Origin of the sequence: Streptomyces oceani (assembly GCF_001751245.1) — a bacterium.
Classification (GTDB): domain Bacteria; phylum Actinomycetota; class Actinomycetes; order Streptomycetales; family Streptomycetaceae; genus Streptomyces; species Streptomyces oceani.
On sequence record NZ_LJGU01000161.1, the window covers coordinates 1 to 16,783 of the forward strand.

Consider the following 16,783-nt stretch of genomic DNA (forward strand, 5'->3'; position numbering starts at 1 on the left):
GGTACTGCATGCGGGAGTGTGTGGGAGAGTAGGACACCGCCGAACAATTCTTATGAGTGTGGCGCTGCTGGGACCAACCAGCAGCGCCACACTTGTGTTTGCTCTCGCCCCGAGTTCCAGGGCCAGATCAGGGAGGGGTAAGGTCCGTGGTGACGGTTGCGTGTTGACTCTGAGGAGGCGAGGGTGGAGGTTCAGGAGCCGCTGGTCCGACGAGACCGGATCTTCACCATCCCGAACATCCTCAGCATGGCCCGCCTCGTCGGTGTGCCGGTCTTTCTGTGGCTGATCCTGTGGCCGGAGTTCGGCGGACCGAACAGCGATGGCTGGGCGCTGCTCATCCTGGCCCTGAGCGGAGTCAGCGACTACCTCGACGGCAAGCTGGCGAGGCGCTGGAACCAAGTCAGTGACTTGGGGCGGATTCTCGATCCCGCCGCCGACCGGCTGTATATCCTGTCCACCCTGATCGGGCTTACCTGGCGCGATATCCTGCCCTTGTGGATCACGTGCGTGTTGTTGGCCCGTGAGGCCGTGCTTCTGGTGATGGTGTGGATTCTCGACCGCCACGGTTACGCACCGCCGCAGGTGAACTTCCTTGGAAAAGCAGCGACCTTCAACCTGATGTATGCCTTCCCGCTGCTCTTGCTCAGTGACGGTTCCGGCTGGGTGGCATCCGTCGCCGCCGTTCTCGGTTGGGCTTTCGCGGGGTGGGGTACGGCGCTGTACTGGTGGGCAGGAATCCTCTACGTGGTGCAGGTCCGCCGTCTCGTCACGGCGGACGCCACGTCCGACTGAGCCCCCGCCTGGTTGCGGAGCGGTAGGGCGCGGTACCCGTAACGTGTGCCCGTGTGCTCCGGCACGGGTTCAGCCGGTGTTCCCGTCAGCTGTGCGAGGAGGAAGGTCCGACATGAAGGCCGTCGTTATGGCAGGTGGCGAAGGTACCCGGCTTCGTCCCATGACCGCCAGCATGCCCAAACCCCTGCTGCCCGTGGCCAATCGCCCGATTATGGAGCATGTGCTGCGGCTACTGAAACGACACGGTCTGACCGAAACCGTGGTGACCGTACAGTTCCTCGCCTCCCTCGTGCGCAATTACTTCGGCGACGGCGAAGAGCTGGGCATGGAACTGACCTACGCGAACGAGGAGAAACCGCTGGGCACCGCCGGAAGCGTCAAGAACGCGGAGGAGGCGCTACGGGACGACTCGTTCCTCGTTATCTCTGGTGATGCCCTCACCGACTTCGACCTCAGCGACCTCGTACGTTTTCACCGTTCGCACGACGGTCTGGTGACCGTATGTCTCACCCGTGTCCCCGACCCACTGGAATTCGGCATCACCATCGTTGACGAGCGGGGGCGGGTCGAGCGGTTCCTGGAGAAGCCCACCTGGGGGCAGGTGTTCTCGGACACCGTGAACACCGGAATCTATGTGATGGACCCCGGGGTCTTCGACTACGTCGAGGCGGACGTCTCCGTGGACTGGTCCGGGGACGTCTTCCCGCAGCTTATGAAGGAGGGCAAGCCGATCTACGGCTATGTCGCCGAAGGCTACTGGGAAGACGTCGGCACCCATGAAAGCTATGTGAAGGCGCAGGCCGACGTGCTCGAGGGACGTGTCGACGTCGAGATCGACGGCTTCGAGATCTCACCGGGAGTGTGGGTCGCGGAGGGAGCCGAGGTGCATCCGGAGGCGAATCTGCGAGGACCCCTCTACATCGGTGACTACGCCAAGGTGGAGTCGGACTCCGAGGTGCGTGAGCATACGGTCATCGGGTCCAACGTGGTGGTGAAGAGCGGTGCGTTCCTGCATCGTGCGGTTGTCCACGACAACGTCTATATCGGAGACCAGTGCAATCTGCGGGGATGTGTCATCGGTCGGAACACCGACATGATGCGGGCCGCTCGTATCGAGGACGGCGCGGTGATCGGTGATGAGTGCCTCGTCGGTGAAGAGTCGATCGTGCAGGGCAATGTCCGCGTCTATCCGTTCAAAACGGTGGAGGCCGGCGCTTTCGTCAACACCTCCGTGATCTGGGAGTCTCGGGGCCAGGCGCACCTCTTTGGCGCCCGAGGCGTGTCCGGGATTCTGAACGTCGAGATCACCCCGGAACTCGCGGTGCGGTTGGCGGGCGCCTACGCCACAACCCTGAAGAAGGGAGCCTCGGTCACCACCGCACGGGATCACTCCAGGGGCGCGCGTGCCCTGAAGCGCGCGATGATCTCGGCCTTGCAGGCGAGCGCCATCGAGGTTCGCGACCTGGAGAACGTGCCGCTGCCCGTCGCGCGGCAGCAGACGGCGCGGGGCAGCGCGGGCGGCATCATGATCCGCACCACTCCGGGTCTCCCGGAGTCCGTGGACATCATGTTCTTCGACGCGCGTGGAGCGGATCTGTCCCAGGCCAGTCAGCGTAAGCTCGACCGCGTGTACGCGCGCCAGGAGTATCGGCGGGCGTTCCCGGGCGAGATCGGTGACCTACGTTTCCCCGCCAGCGTCTTCGACTCGTACACGGGCTCGTTGCTGCGGGAGGTGGACACTTCCGGAACCGTCGACTCCGGTCTGAAGGTCGTGGTTGACGCCTCGAACGGCAGTGCCGGGCTGGTTCTCCCAAGTCTGCTCGGTCGGTTGGGAGTCGAGTCGCTCACGATCAACCCGGGGCTCGATGAGTCCCGTCCCACGGAGACCCCCGACACCCGGCGCGCGGGACTCGTACGGCTCGGTGAGATGGTCGCCTCCGCTCGTGCGGCCTTCGGAATTCGGCTGGACCCCGTGGGCGAACGGCTGTCTCTGGTGGACGAGCGCGGCGTGATCATCGAGGACGACCGGGCGTTGCTGGTGATGCTCGACCTCATCGCGGCCGAACGTGGGAGCGGCCGGGTCGCCCTGCCCGTGACCACGACCCGTATCGCGGAACAGGTCGCCGCCTACCACGGCACCCAGGTCGCGTGGACCACGACGTCTCCGGAGGACCTGACCCGGGTGGGGCGGGAAGAGGGCACCATTTTCGGAGGTGATGGCCAAGGTGGGTTTATCGTCCCCGAGTTCAGCCCGGTCTTCGATGGTCCGGCGGCCTTCGCGCGCCTGCTGGGGCTGGTGGCCCGTTCTCAGCTGACGCTCAGTCGCATCGACGCTCGCATTCCCCGCGCGCACGTACTGCGCCGGGACCTCACGACGCCGTGGGCCGTGAAGGGGCTCGTGATGCGGCATGTCGTCGAAGCGGCAGGGGATCGATACGTCGACACCACGGACGGCGTGCGCGTCGTGGAGTCGGATGGCAGCTGGGTGATGGTGCTGCCTGACCGGGCCGAGGCCGTCACACACCTCTGGGCAGAGGGGCCCGACGACGCGTCCGCACAGGAACTGCTGGACGACTGGGCCACCGTGGTGGACAGCGCGGGACGCTGAGCGACGCCACTCTGCCACCGGCTCCACGAGGCCGTGGCCGTGAGGCACCGCGCGGGGTTCCCGTCCGTGCGCTCCCGGCGGCGGGGTCCGTTCGGCTCCGTGGCTGCGCACGTGCGACGATGGCTCGCATGCCGCAGCAGCCCCCCGGACGAAGTAGCACGGTGGGCGAGGCACGTCCTGATGCCTCCATGTCTCTGTTGACGAACGTGATGGAGCACAGCCTCGATGACGGCTATGCCGAGGCAGCCGACAGGGCGGAGAGGGAAGGCAGCAGTGGGCTTCCCCGGAGCTTGCGTGCCAAGCTGTGGTTGGCAGTGGGACTGGCACTGACGGCCGTTGTGGTCACGGTCAGTGCCGTCCAGGCTCGTGTGGACGCCCCCGTGGTCGCCAAGGAGCGTGCGGAACTCGTTGACCGCGTCGAGGAAGGCACCCGCGAGGCCGACGAGTTGGAGAAGCGCAACGAGTCACTGCGTACGAAGGTCAGTAAGATGCAGCACGACGCCTTGCGGAGGCACGGTGGTGAGAAGGGCACTCTGGTGGCTTTGTTGGCCGGTGCCACGCGAGTGGAAGGGCCGGGCATCAAGCTGACCGTCGACGACGCGGCGGACAGCACGTCCGGTGGGACCGAGGGTCCTCGGGACGACGGCTTCGCGGACCAGGGCCGAATCCGCGACCGGGACATGCAACGGATCGTCAACGGGCTGTGGGCCGCGGGAGCGGAAGCCGTGGCCATCAACGGACATCGATTGACCGCGCTGTCCGCGATTCGCGCGGCAGGGGACGCCATACTGGTGAACAACAAGCCTCTCGGCCCTCCCTACACCGTGCTCGCGGTGGGAGACGGCGCGAAGCTCGACGACGAGTTCCGCAAGAGTGCCGGCGGCAAGTACCTGCAGGTACTCAAGAACGAATACGGCGTGCGGTACGGCGTCACCGCACAGGACGAGCTGCGACTGCCCGCGTCGTCGGGTTTGTCCGTACGCACCGCGGAGCCCGTGAGGGCCGGAAAGGGCAGCACATCGTGATCGCCGTAATCGGGCTCGTGCTGGGGGTTCTGGCGGGACTGGTCGTCCAACCGGTCCTGCCGTCGCTGATGGAGCCCTATCTCCCCATCGCCGTGGTGGCCGCCCTGGACGCGGTCTTCGGTGGGTTGCGTGCGATGCTCGACGGCATCTTCAACGACAAGGTCTTCGTGGTGTCGTTCCTGTCGAACGTGGTGGTGGCCGCGCTCATCGTGTTCCTGGGCGACAAGCTGGGCGTGGGCTCGCAGCTCTCCACCGGGGTCGTGGTGGTGCTCGGAATTCGGATCTTCTCCAACGCTGCCGCGATCCGGCGGCACGTGTTCCGGGCGTGAGGCGTATGAGCGAGGAGAGTACGCCTGCTGGCCAGCCGGACGGGGAGGAGCCACGCGGACAGAGAGACCGGTACGGAGACGCGGGTCGACCCGCGCCGAGTGCCCGGCACGAGCAGGGGGCCGTACGTCCGGAGTCCGGTGCGGGTCGGAGAGCGGACGCGGACGGGCCGGCGGCGGGCGATCCGTCGTCTGAGGAGGGGGAGTTCGCACCAGCCGCCCCACCAGCGGGGGAACGGTCCGGGCGGCAGCGGCTGGTGGCCGCGATGTGGCCGCCGAGGTTCTCCAGAGCGCAGGTCATCGTCGCCGTGTTGTTGTTCGTGCTGGGGCTGGGCCTGGCCATTCAGGTGCGGTCCACCAGCGAGGGTGGTCCGCTTCGGGGCGCGCGGCAGGAGGATCTGGTGCGTATTCTGGATGAGCTGGACGACCGCACCGCTCGCCTGCAGGACGAGAAGCAGCGCCTGGAGGGGCAGCGCAGGGAGCTGGAGAACAGCTCCGACCAGGCCGAGGAGGCTCGCAGGCAGACCAAGCAGAAGGAACGTGAACTGGGCGTGCTGGCGGGTACGGTGGGGGCTGAGGGGCCGGGAATCCGAATCACCATCCAGGACCCCTCGCGAGCCGTCGACGCGGACATGCTGCTGGACGCGATCCAGGAACTCCGGGCCGCCGGCGCGGAGGCCATTGAGATCAACGACGTGCGGATCGTCGCGAGTACGTACCTGGAGGGCTCCAGGAAGGTGCGTATCGACGGACATCCGGTCTCAGCGCCGTACCGCTTCTCGGTGATCGGAGAAGCGAAGGACCTGGAGCCGGCACTGAACATCCCTGGCGGAGTCGTGCAGACGCTTGAGCGTGAGCAGGCCACGGTACGGGTCACTCCATCGGAGAAGATCACCGTGGATGCCTTGCGTTCAGCGAAGCAACCTGACTACGCTCAGTCATCAGAATGAGTTGGGTAATGAGTCTACTGGGGGGTCGGCAGCGCTGGCCGCGCCGCCGTGGGGGAAACTATTCGGCGATCAGTAACGTTCTCCGGACGTTCACTGGAGCCAATGTGAAGATCGAGGGTCTGTCCTGCCCCGCGGGCGGGTCTACGTCGTGTGAGGGGAATCGCCCGTGAGTTTCTTTTCGAGGTTGTTCGGCAAGGGCCGCCGTCGCCAGGAGGGCGAGGGCGCGTCGCGAAGCCACCGTGCGGATCGGCGGAGTCCGGCCACGCATGGTGAGGACGGGAATGCTGGGCGTCCGCTCTTCCGGGACGAGCCCGGGGTGTCCGGAGGTTCGTACCCTGGCGGCCAGGGGCCCGCATCCGTTGACCCCGAAGCGACCGGCCGCATAGGTTTCGTGGACCCAGCAGCCCCAGCCCCGGGTGGAGGGTCAGCCATGCCGGTATGTTCGAGGTGCGGCACGAGGGTGGCGGAGTCGAGCCGCTTCTGTTCCAACTGCGGTGCGCCACTTCGTGGGGGTGTACCGGCCGGCGAGGGTCCGTCGGAGACCACGTCCACGATTTCCATCTCGGGTATCGAGTCCTACGACCCGGAGACCACGGGGCAGCACGTGGTGCCACTACCACCGGAGGCACAGGCCGCCGTGGAGGCGTTGCCCATGGGCTCCGCGCTGCTGGTGGTACGCCGCGGCCCCAACTCCGGCAGCCGTTTCCTGTTGGACAAGGAGCTGACGACCGCGGGTCGCCACCCGGAGGGCGACATCTTTCTCGACGATGTGACTGTCTCCCGCCGTCACGTGGAGTTCCGGCGTGGTGGAGACGGCGGTTTCTCCGTCTCGGACGTCGGCAGCCTGAACGGTACGTACGTCAACCGTGAGCGGATCGAGACCGGCGTCCCGCTCGCCAACGGCGACGAGGTGCAGATCGGGAAGTTCCGGGTGGTCTTCTTCGCCAGCCCGCGCGGCGTGTGACGCGGGCTGGGGAAGGAGAGGACGCTGTGGCCGGTCCCGTACACAACGGGGCCGTGCTCAGGAGCGGAGCCCCCGGTGCGGCGCCTGCCGATCCGGAAGGTCGCAAGTTCGTCGGGCTTCGGTGCCAGCCGGATCGGAGGGGAGCGTGGCCCGGCCGCATGGCGTTCTGTGGGGTTTTGGTACTCGAATGCTCGCACCGAATGGCTGCCCGACTACCCAAACAGGCCGGGCAGGTCCTAGGGTTGCTGTGTGAACGAGCTTGACGTCGTGGGTGTCCGGGTGGAAATGCCCTCCAACCAACCGATCGTTCTCCTACGCGAGGTGGGGGGCGACCGGTACCTCCCCATTTGGATCGGACCTGGCGAGGCGACCGCCATCGCCTTCGCCCAGCAGGGCATGACGCCTGCGCGCCCGCTGACCCATGACCTGTTCAAGGACGTGCTCTCCGCGGTGGGACAGGAGCTGACCGCTGTCCGGATCACCGACCTGCGGGAGGGCGTGTTCTACGCGGAGCTCGCGTTTGCCAGCGGGGTCGAGGTCAGCGCTCGCCCGTCCGACGCCATAGCCCTGGCACTACGCACCGGGACGCCGATCTTCGGCAGCGACGGTGTGCTCGACGACGCCGGGATCTCGATTCCGGACGAGCAGGAGGACGAGGTGGAGAAGTTCCGCGAGTTTCTGGACCAGATCTCGCCCGAGGACTTCGGATCGAGCAGCCAGTGAGGCTGCCTGGCCCTGTCGGCGAAGCGGCAGCTATACCCGCTCGCTGAGTATGCGAAACCACCCTTGGGGTGATCATCACTCGGCGTGCCGAGCGCGGCGATCGTTGACGCACCCCCCGGGACTGCCTACCTTCAGTTGGGCAGATTCGGGGCTGCCCCGATGCGGAGGGACGGGAGGTCGGCGTGAGAAGCACCGGCGGTGAGGGATCAGCGGCGGAAGGCACGCAACCATTGCCCGGCTCACCACCGCAGCCGTCCCCTCAGACGCCCGCCGTGGCTTCCGAGGAGACTCCCGGTGAACTCCTGGGCTACCGTGGGCCCACCGCGTGCTCGGCTTCCGGAATCACCTACCGCCAGCTCGACTACTGGGCGCGCACGGGCCTGGTCGAGCCGACGATCCGCTCCGCCTACGGTTCCGGCACCCTGCGGCTCTACAGTTTCCGCGACATCGTGGTGCTGAAGATCGTCAAGCGCTTGCTGGACACCGGAGTCTCCCTGCAGAACATCCGCACCGCGGTCGAGCACCTCCGTTCCCGCGCGCGCTCCGACCTGGCACGGATGACGCTGATGAGCGACGGCGCCACGATCTACGAATGCACCTCCCCGGACGACGTGGTGGAGCTGCTCCAGGGTGGTCAGGGTGTGTTCGGCATCGCCGTCGGCGTGGTGTGGCGAGACGTCCAGGCCGCGTTGTCCCAGCTGCACGGGGAGCGGGTGGACACCGGAGAAACGATCGTCGGCGATCATCCCGGCGACGAACTGGCCCGGCGCCGCAACAATCGTGTGGGATGAGATTGTCAGAGCCGTGCGGCACTATCGGCAGATGTGAGACCCGCACCCACGATCCTGCATCTCGACATGGACGCGTTCTTCGCCGCCGTGGAACAGGCGGCGAAGCCCAGTCTGCGGGGGAAGCCGGTGGTGGTCGGAGGGCTCGGACCGCGGGGTGTGGTGTCCACCGCCTCGTACGAGGCCCGACGCTTCGGCGTGCACTCTGCCATGCCCATGGCACAAGCGCGGCGGCGCTGTCCGCACGCGGCCTACCTCGTGCCACGGTTCGGTCTCTACCGGCAGGTGAGCGAGTCGGTAATGAGGTTGCTGGGCGAACTGTCGCCGCTGATGGAGCCGCTGAGCCTGGACGAGGCGTTCGTCGATCTGGAGGCAGGTGGCACCCCGGCCCGTACGGAAGCCGTACGCGGCGTGGCTGAGCGGCTGCGTGTCGACATCAGGGCGGTGACGGGACTCAGCGGTTCAGTGGGTCTGGCGCCCTCCAAGCTTCTCGCCAAGATCGCCTCGGAGGACGCCAAGCCGGACGGTCTCGTGATCGTTCCCGCCGGCACGGAGCGGGAGTTGCTGGCCCCCATGCCCGTACGGACGCTGCCCGGCGTCGGACCCGCCGCGGAGGAGACGCTGCGCCGGGCAGGGATCAGCACGGTCGGCGAGATCGCGGCCACCGATGAGGCGGAACTGCTCCGGCTGCTCGGCAGAGCCCACGGATCCGCCGTGCACGGAATGGCTGCCGGCGTCGATGACCGGCCTGTGGTGGCCGAGCGGGACGCGAAGTCCGTCTCCGTGGAGGACACGTTCGACGTGGACCTGACTGACCGGGTCCGTGTGCGGAACGAACTGGACCGGCTGGCGGACCGCTGCGCACGGCGTCTGCGGGCCGCGGGCCGATCCGGCCGGACGGTGGTGATCAAGGTGCGCAGCTACGACTTCTCGACGCTCACCCGATCCGAGACCCAGCGTGGTCCCACTGACGATCCCGCGGTGGTGCGGGAGGCCGCTGCCCGGCTGCTGGAGGGGGTGGACACCACCGCGGGAGTGCGACTCCTGGGTGTGGGGGTCAGTGGCCTTGCCGACTTCACGCAGGAAGACCTGTTCGCCCAGGCCGCGGAAGAGGAAGCGGCCCTGGCCGGGGGCGCCGAGCAGGACGAGGAGAACGGCTTGACCGCCGAGGACGGGGCATCCACTGCCGAGGGGCCCGGGTCGGAGGCCGAAGGGGAGGGAAGTCCACTCGACGGTCACTCGCCCGCGGCCGACTCGTCGGTCGAACCCTCGGGGCGGAAGGGCCCGCGGCGGTGGCTACCGGGCCAGGACGTCAACCACCGTGCGTACGGCGCCGGCTGGGTGCAAGGCAGTGGCGTGGGCCGGGTCACGGTGCGCTTCGAACTGCCGGACTCGCCGCCCGGGCGGGTTCGCACCTTCTCCTGTGACGATCCGGATCTCGTGGCTGCGAGCCCGCCGCCGCTCGCCGTGCCTGACCCGGACTGACGAGCCTCGCCGCCTTCGTCACTCCCCGCGCGGGGTGGGTTTCTCCGGTGCCCTGGCGCGCTCGGTGGGCGCGCTGGGCAGGGCCAGGGCGTAGTGATGGTAGAGCTGGAGTTCCTGCGCGGGGGAGAGATGACGGCCCACACCGAAGTCGGGCGCGTTCCTGATCAGCGTCCGGTCGTACGGCACCCGAAGGTTCTCCCCGTCCAACTCACTCGGCCTCAACGGCACGAAGGCGTCTCGGCCGAACAGCCCCGTCCGCACAGCGGCCCATTCCGGTACGCCGGTCGCGTCGTTGAGGTAGACCTCGTCCACGGTGCCGATCCGTGCGCCGTTCCGGTCGAAGGCTTTGCGGCCGATCAGGCTCGGCGGATCGATCTCGGTCTGCACGCTGTGCCTCCAACTGATCGGCTCGATTCAGGAAACCCCATAGGAGAATTGTCTCAAATAAGCCAAGGGGGACATTCTTCTCTCTCGGGCACATGACAGCGCCGGGCCCCTACCAGCTGCGGCCTGCGCTGGTACGCTCGGAAACGGCTGCCGACCCCGTACGGGAGAGTCCTCCGGTGAGATGCACCGGAGGCGCCGAAGGAGCAACTCCTCCCCGGAATCTCTCAGGCTCACGTACCGTACGGACGAGGTCACTCTGGAAAGCAGGACGGGCTGAGTGCGGTGCCGACGCCCTTCCTCACCGACGGTGAAAGCCGGCGTGTCCCGGGTGTGGGTATGACCGGCGAAGCTCTCAGGTTGATGACAGAGGGGGAGGCCCTCGGGCGCCGACCGTGGCGTCCACCGCAGGTCGCAGAGACCAGGAGGCCCCCGCACATGACCGCCGACCGTAACTCGCTCTCCGCGCTGGAGCACGACGTGCCGTTCGAGCGCCGGCACATCGGGCCGGATGCCGGAGCCCAGGCCAAGATGCTCGCCCACATCGGATACGGCTCCCTCGACGAACTGACCGCCGCCGCGGTGCCCGACGTGATCAAGAGCACCGAGGCACTCAACCTGCCGGAGGCCCGTGGGGAGGCCGAGGTACTCGCCGAACTGCGTGATCTCGCGGGACGCAACCAGGTCCTGCACTCCATGATCGGCCTCGGGTACTACGGCACGTACACCCCGGGCGTCATCCTGCGCAACGTGCTGGAGAACCCGGCCTGGTACACGGCCTACACGCCGTACCAACCGGAGATATCGCAGGGCCGGTTGGAGGCGCTGCTCAACTTCCAGACGGTGATCGCCGATCTGACCGGGCTGCCCACGTCCGGTTCCTCGCTTCTGGACGAGGGCACCGCCGCCGCGGAGGCCGTGGCGCTGTCCCGCCGAGTCGGCAAGGTCAAGCACGGGGTGTACCTCATCGACGCCGACTGCCTACCCCAGACGGTCGCGGTCATCCGTACGCGCGCCGAGCCGGCGGGAGTCGAACTCGTGGTCGCGGACCTGAGCGACGGCATTCCGGACGAGGTCGTCGAACGCGGCGTGTTCGGGATGCTGTTGCAGTATCCGGGCGCCTCGGGTGCCGTACGTGACCACCGTGCGGTCATCCGTCAGGCGCGTGAGCTGGGCGCGGTCGTCACCGTCGCGGCGGACCTGTTGTCGCTGACGCTGCTGACCTCGCCGGGTGAACTCGGCGCCGACATCGCGGTCGGCTCCAGCCAGCGCTTCGGCGTACCCATGGGCTTCGGCGGGCCGCACGCCGGCTACATGGCGGTTCGTGAGGCGTACGCCCGCAACCTCCCCGGACGGCTGGTGGGTGTCTCCAAGGACGCCGACGGTCAGCAGGCGTACCGGCTGGCGTTGCAGACCCGGGAACAGCACATCCGACGGGAGAAGGCCACCAGCAACATCTGCACGGCACAGGTGCTGCTGGCCGTGATGGCCGGGATGTACGCGGTCTACCACGGCCCGGACGGCCTGGCGGGCATCGCGCGGCGCACGCACCGCTACGCCACCCTGCTCGCCGAGGGGCTGCGTGCCGGAGGCGTGGAGATCGCGCACGACGCCTTCTTCGACACGGTCAGCGCGCGCGTACCGGGGCGCGCCGACCGGGTGGTCGCGGCGGCTCGCGAGTCCGGGGTCAACCTGCGGGCCGTCGACGCCGACCACGTCGGGATCGCCTGTGACGAGACGACCGGGCGGGACCAGTTGGCCGCGGTGTGGCGGGCGTTCGGGGTGGCCGCGGACATCGAGGCCTTGGACGCGGCTGCCCCGTCGGCGCTCCCGGAGCAACTCAGGCGGACCGACGACTATCTCACCCATCCGGTGTTTCATCAGTACCGCTCCGAGACCGCCATGCTGCGCTACCTGCGGAGGCTGGCGGACCGGGACTACGCCCTGGACCGCGGCATGATCCCGCTGGGCTCGTGCACGATGAAGCTGAACGCCACGACCGAGATGGAGCCGGTCACCTGGCCGGAGTTCGGGGCGCTGCACCCCTTCGCTCCGGAGGACCAGGTGGGGGGATACCGCATCCTCATCCAGCAGTTGGAGGAGCGGCTGGCCGAGGTCACCGGCTACGACCGGGTGTCCGTCCAGCCCAACGCCGGCTCCCAGGGCGAGCTGTCCGGCCTGCTGGCAGTACGGGCGTACCACCGCGCGAACGGCGACCAGCAGCGGGACATCTGCCTGATCCCGTCGTCCGCGCACGGTACGAACGCCGCGAGCGCGGTGCTGGCCGGTATGCGGGTCGTGATCGTGAAGACCGGTGAGGACGGCGACGTGGACGCCGCCGACCTGCGCGCGAAGATCGAGAAGCACGGCTCCCAACTCGCCGTGCTCATGATTACCTATCCGTCCACGCACGGCGTGTTCGAGGAGCACGTCACGGACATCTGCGCCGCGGTGCACGACGCCGGTGGTCAGGTCTACGTGGACGGTGCGAACCTCAACGCGCTGCTCGGGCTCGCGCGACCCGGTCGCTTCGGCGCGGACGTGTCCCATCTCAACCTGCACAAGACCTTCTGCATCCCGCACGGCGGAGGCGGCCCGGGGGTGGGCCCGGTGGGCGTACGTGCGCACCTCTCGCCGTACCTGCCGAACCATCCCCTCCAGCCCTCCGCCGGCCCGGAGACCGGCATCGGGCCGGTGTCAGCCGCGCCCTGGGGCTCGGCCGGGATCCTGCCGATCTCCTGGGCGTACATGCGGCTGATGGGCGCGGCGGGCCTGCGCAGGGCCACGCAGGTGGCGGTGCTGGGGGCGAACTACATCGCCAAGCGTCTGGAGCCCTACTACCCGGTGCTCTACACCGGGCCGGAGGGACTGGTGGCACACGAGTGCATCGTGGACGTACGCCCGTTGACGAAGAGCACCGGCGTCACCATCGACGACGTGGCCAAGCGGCTCATCGACTACGGCTTCCACGCGCCGACCATGTCCTTCCCGGTGGCCGGCACGTTGATGATCGAACCCACCGAGAGCGAGGATCTGGCGGAACTTGACCGCTTCTGCGAGGCGATGATCGCGATCCGTTCGGAGATCGACAAGGTGGCTTCGGGGGAATGGGCGGCGGACGACAACCCGTTGCGCAACGCCCCGCACACCGCTGGCCAGCTCGGCGCCGAGTGGGACTTCCCGTACGGTCGGCAGGAGGCGGCGTTCCCCACGGGGGTGCAGGCATCGGACAAGTACTGGCCGCCGGTGCGGCGGATCGACGGAGCCTACGGCGACCGCAATCTCGTGTGCTCCTGTCCGCCGATGGAGGAGTACGAAGCCTGACCTGCGGCAGCCGTCCGGGTCGGCGCGGTGGAAGCCGGGCCGACCCGCTCCGGCCCGGGTGCCGGTCTCGTGGTCCGTACGCCGACTCAGGCGGCGGTGATGACGTGCTGGGCGCCGTACGAACGGTGCGGTGCGATGATCTTGCCGTCCGGCAGGAGCTCGCCGGTGTCCTCGAAGAGGACCACGCCGTTGCACAGGAGGCTCCAGCCCTGTTCGGGATGGTGCGCCAGGGCGTGCGCGGCCTCCCGGTCCGCGGAGTCGGCGGACGGGCACAGCGGTTGGTGCTGGCACATGAGGGGTGCCCTCCCCGGTGCGGTGGTGTGCGTTGCGTGGCTGGGTGCGGTGGTGTCCAAGGCCGGCCCCCGTCTCGATCGCGTGTCTTCCCAAGTGTCGCCTCACGGCCGGGATTCCGCAGGCGTTTCGTCGCGGCGTTCCCCACCCGGTGGGACGTACCGCACACGTGAGCGGTTGCCTCGCCATGGCCATAGCCGTCGTGCTCCGCCCGGTCGGGGTCAGACGACCGCGGTGTCGCCCAGCAGCGGGGAGGCCGTCAGCCGATGGGTGAGCCGTGGCAGCAGGGCGTCGACGCGCTGCGTCTGGTGAGCGGCTATACCCGGGGGAGCGGGCGCGAGGGGGACCAGCAGGTCGGACGCGGCCGGGACGCCCGTCTCCGGTTCCGCGTCGGCGTCGCCGTGCAGCCAGAGCGTCAGCATGTACAGCTCCGGTATGGACAGCAGTCGGGGTTGGTACGGCAGCGGCAGAGCGGTGGCCTGTTCCAGCGCGTGCGCGGTGGAGGAGACGTACGGGCCCGAGTGGAGGCGGGCGAACGACCAGCCGGAGGGTGTGCGTACCGCTTCGGCGGCCCCGACCACCGTGCGTGGCCGTCCCCCGCCGCCGTCGTGCAGCAGGAAACGCCACCCGGTGAGCTGGGTGCTGGGCGGGCCGCTGCGTTGCCCGATGCGCGATATCTCGTGAATGGGGAGGGGCGTATCGGGGCGTGGGTCGCCCGGGATCTCCTCGGTGACTGCGGAACCGAGGGCGGCGAGAACACTCCGCAGGGCGGAAGCTGGCGCGGGGCTCATACGTAGGGGCATGGGTGTCGCCTCTCAGTCTCAGAACACGCAGGGCGGACAGGTGCTGATCGCGCGGCCGAGGGCACGGGAACACAGCTCGAGGGGAAGGCCCGGGACATCGACCACGAGTCGAATGTCGGATCGCTGCCTTTCCAGAGTTTATACGAACTGTGTTCCCGGGAGGTTTCGTCCAGTATCCGGGGGTGCTTTCACAAGAGGGATTTCGGACATTCTAATACGGTTGGTATCCGCGCATTTGTCGTGAAATCCGCGTCGCTGTCCGTGGGTTGCTCCGCCGCATGGTCGGCCGAAACGCACGGGCGTCTTTCCGGCATGACCCGACAGGGCCGCCGGCAGTTCCCGAGCGGCGTGCCGAGTCACTTTCGTTATGCCGATGGAATGTGCCGGAGTACCTCTGTGTACAGCCTAAGGGTTGTCCCGTGATTCCCGCTGGATCAGCGAGCGGCGTTCAGTGCCGGGGCTCCCCAGGCCGGTGGGCCGAGGGGACAGATCGCGAGGCGGAGGGTCGTCCGCATGCCGGGCGTACGTGGGCGATTCGGCGACGCGGCGAGGTGCCGTGCTGGGTGCCGCGAGCCCGCCGGGGATCGCGGGGCGGTCCGTAGCGTCAGGTGTCGGTCACTTGGGGCGTTACCGGTCATACGAACGGGCAGTAATCCACCGTCATACGTGTGACGTCGCTGCACGACAGGGGCAACTCGACCCAGGAGGACGCCGGATGGGAGAGAAGGTCGCAGCCGGGAGGTTCGACCTGGCCGATCGACAGCGATACCGGCAGAAGTTGCGGGAGTGCCTGGACGCGCTCCAACGTCAGCTGCGGGAGCATCGGTTCGAGGGGCCACGGCATCTCATGGGACTCGAGATCGAGTTGAACCTCGCCGATGCCGGCGGGCTTCCCCGGATGATGAACGCGGAAGTACTCGAACGGATTGCCAGTGGCGATTTCCAGATGGAACTCGGCCAGTTCAACCTGGAAGTGAACATCGTGCCGCACCGGTTGGGCGGTCGTGTGCTGGACCAACTGGCCGAGGAACTCCGCACCGGACTCGCGTACGCGGACCGGCAGGCCCACCAGGTCGACGCGCGGGTCGTCATGATCGGCATCCTGCCGACTCTCACGGACCGGGACCTGGTGCTGACGAACCTGTCCGCGGCCGACCGCTACGCGCTGCTCAACAACCAGATCATGGCGTCCCGCGGGGAGGAGATCGCCCTGGAGATCGAAGGGGTCGAACGCCTCACCCGGACCTCTTCCTCGATCGCCCCGGAATCCGCCTGCACGTCCGTGCAACTGCACCTCCAGGTGACCCCGGAGCGCTTCCCCCAAATATGGAACGCGGCCCAGGCCATCGCGGGAGCGCAGATCGCGATGGGGGCCAACTCGCCCTTCCTGTTCGGCCGAGAGCTGTGGCGCGAGACCCGCCCGCCGCTCTTCCAGCAGGCCACGGACGTCCGGCCGCCGGAATGGGCGGCGCAGGGCGTACGTCCGCGCACGTGGTTCGGGCAGCGGTGGGTGTCCTCCGCGGGTGACCTCTTCGAGGAGAACCTTCGCTACTTTCCCTCGCTGCTGCCGATCTGCGCGGACGAGGACCCACTGACGGAGCTCGCCCGGGGCCGTACTCCCAGCCTGTCCGAACTGGTGCTGCACAACGGCACGGTGTACCGGTGGAACCGGCCGGTGTACGGGGTCGCGGACGGCGTGCCCCACCTGCGGGTGGAGAACAGGGTCCTGCCCGCCGGCCCCACGGTCACGGACGTGCTCGCCAACGCGGCCTTCTACTACGGTCTCGTACGCGCACTCGCGGACGAGCCGCGTCCGGTGTGGCAGCGCATGCCCTTCGCGGTCGCCCAGGCGAACTTCGAGAGTGCCTGCCGCTACGGTCTGGAGGCGCGGTTGCGTTGGCCGCGTCCGGGACGTGGTGGGCTGGTGACGCTGCCCGCCGTACGGCTGGTGCAGGAGGAGCTGTTGCCGCTGGCGGCTTCGGGCCTGGACGCCTGGGGCGTGGAACCCGCGGACCGGGACCGGTACCTCTCAGTGCTGGAGGAACGCTGCCGACAGCGGGTCAACGGTGCTTCCTGGCAGGCCGCCGCGTATCACCAGGGACGGGACGCCGGTCTCGCGCGGGACAAGGCCCTCGCCGCCATGACCCGGCGCTACTGCGAGCTGGCCGACACCCAGGAGCCCGTGCACACCTGGCCGGTCGGGGCGTAGCGGCGTCCTCGCGTACCCTGCTTCGACAGTGGTCCGTGGTGGCGTCCGGAGTCGGGACGGCGAGCCCGCGCCCGTCGCCGTCGACACCGCGCCTCTCCTGTGCCCGCCGCG

The 16,783-nt window shown here is 68.3% G+C and carries 14 protein-coding genes and 1 riboswitch; of the genes, 11 read left to right on the forward strand and 3 right to left on the reverse strand.

What is annotated here, in order from left to right:
- The first annotated feature begins 183 nt into the window (after positions 1-183).
- From clsA to AN216_RS25390, 9 genes are all read left to right on the forward strand, one after another.
- A complete protein-coding gene (gene clsA, locus AN216_RS25350) occupies positions 184-792 on the forward strand; it encodes a cardiolipin synthase ClsA (RefSeq protein WP_070199060.1) in 609 nt (202 codons plus the stop codon).
- A gap of 112 nt (positions 793-904) precedes the next feature.
- The gene (locus tag AN216_RS25355) at positions 905-3,400 is read left to right on the forward strand and encodes a mannose-1-phosphate guanyltransferase (RefSeq protein WP_070199061.1); all 2,496 of its coding nucleotides are present in this window, start codon (positions 905-907) and stop codon (positions 3,398-3,400) included.
- Between the two features lie 119 nt (positions 3,401-3,519).
- Positions 3,520-4,425 (forward strand): DUF881 domain-containing protein, encoded by a 906-nt coding sequence (locus AN216_RS25360; RefSeq protein WP_244502659.1) that lies wholly within the window; start codon positions 3,520-3,522, stop codon positions 4,423-4,425.
- On the forward strand, positions 4,422-4,754 hold the full coding sequence (locus tag AN216_RS25365; protein WP_070199063.1) for a small basic family protein: 333 nt from the start codon (positions 4,422-4,424) through the stop codon (positions 4,752-4,754). The genes AN216_RS25360 and AN216_RS25365 overlap by 4 nt, the downstream gene beginning before the upstream one ends.
- Before the next feature lie 5 nt (positions 4,755-4,759).
- The gene (locus tag AN216_RS25370; protein ID WP_079166990.1) at positions 4,760-5,701 is read left to right on the forward strand and encodes a DUF881 domain-containing protein; all 942 of its coding nucleotides are present in this window, start codon (positions 4,760-4,762) and stop codon (positions 5,699-5,701) included.
- 430 nt (positions 5,702-6,131) lie between these two features.
- The gene (locus AN216_RS25375) at positions 6,132-6,665 is read left to right on the forward strand and encodes an FHA domain-containing protein (protein WP_070199065.1); all 534 of its coding nucleotides are present in this window, start codon (positions 6,132-6,134) and stop codon (positions 6,663-6,665) included.
- A 249-nt stretch (positions 6,666-6,914) separates the two neighbouring features.
- Positions 6,915-7,388 (forward strand): bifunctional nuclease family protein, encoded by a 474-nt coding sequence (locus AN216_RS25380; RefSeq protein ID WP_070199066.1) that lies wholly within the window; start codon positions 6,915-6,917, stop codon positions 7,386-7,388.
- A gap of 272 nt (positions 7,389-7,660) precedes the next feature.
- A complete protein-coding gene (locus AN216_RS25385) occupies positions 7,661-8,179 on the forward strand; it encodes a MerR family transcriptional regulator (protein WP_420855803.1) in 519 nt (172 codons plus the stop codon).
- Positions 8,180-8,212: 33 nt separating this feature from the next.
- Complete coding sequence (locus AN216_RS25390) at positions 8,213-9,661, forward strand: DNA polymerase IV (RefSeq protein WP_079166992.1); 1,449 nt, start codon at positions 8,213-8,215, stop codon at positions 9,659-9,661.
- 18 nt (positions 9,662-9,679) lie between these two features.
- Here the strand turns inward: AN216_RS25390 and AN216_RS25395 are convergent, their stop codons facing one another.
- Positions 9,680-10,048: a PRC-barrel domain-containing protein gene (locus AN216_RS25395; RefSeq protein ID WP_070199069.1), complete on the reverse strand. Its 369-nt coding sequence runs from the start codon at positions 10,046-10,048 to the stop codon at positions 9,680-9,682.
- 151 nt (positions 10,049-10,199) lie between these two features.
- Positions 10,200-10,298: riboswitch (glycine riboswitch) on the forward strand.
- Between the two features lie 185 nt (positions 10,299-10,483).
- Here AN216_RS25395 and gcvP point away from each other — a divergent pair.
- Positions 10,484-13,369 carry an aminomethyl-transferring glycine dehydrogenase gene (gcvP, locus tag AN216_RS25400; RefSeq protein WP_070199070.1) on the forward strand — a complete coding sequence of 962 codons (2,886 nt, stop codon included), beginning with the start codon at positions 10,484-10,486 and terminating at the stop codon, positions 13,367-13,369.
- Between the two features lie 86 nt (positions 13,370-13,455).
- Here gcvP and AN216_RS25405 read toward each other — a convergent pair whose 3' ends face one another.
- Together AN216_RS25405 and AN216_RS25410 are read right to left on the reverse strand one after the other, a co-directional pair.
- Positions 13,456-13,662, reverse strand: a complete 207-nt coding sequence (locus AN216_RS25405; protein WP_070199071.1) for a DUF5999 family protein — start codon at positions 13,660-13,662, stop codon at positions 13,456-13,458.
- A 219-nt stretch (positions 13,663-13,881) separates the two neighbouring features.
- Complete coding sequence (locus AN216_RS25410) at positions 13,882-14,463, reverse strand: hypothetical protein (protein WP_070199072.1); 582 nt, start codon at positions 14,461-14,463, stop codon at positions 13,882-13,884.
- 715 nt (positions 14,464-15,178) lie between these two features.
- On the opposite strand from AN216_RS25410, the gene AN216_RS25415 reads away from it, so the two are divergent.
- Entirely contained in the window at positions 15,179-16,672 is a 1,494-nt protein-coding gene (locus tag AN216_RS25415) for a glutamate-cysteine ligase family protein (protein ID WP_070199073.1), read from the forward strand.
- Positions 16,673-16,783: the final 111 nt, after the last annotated feature.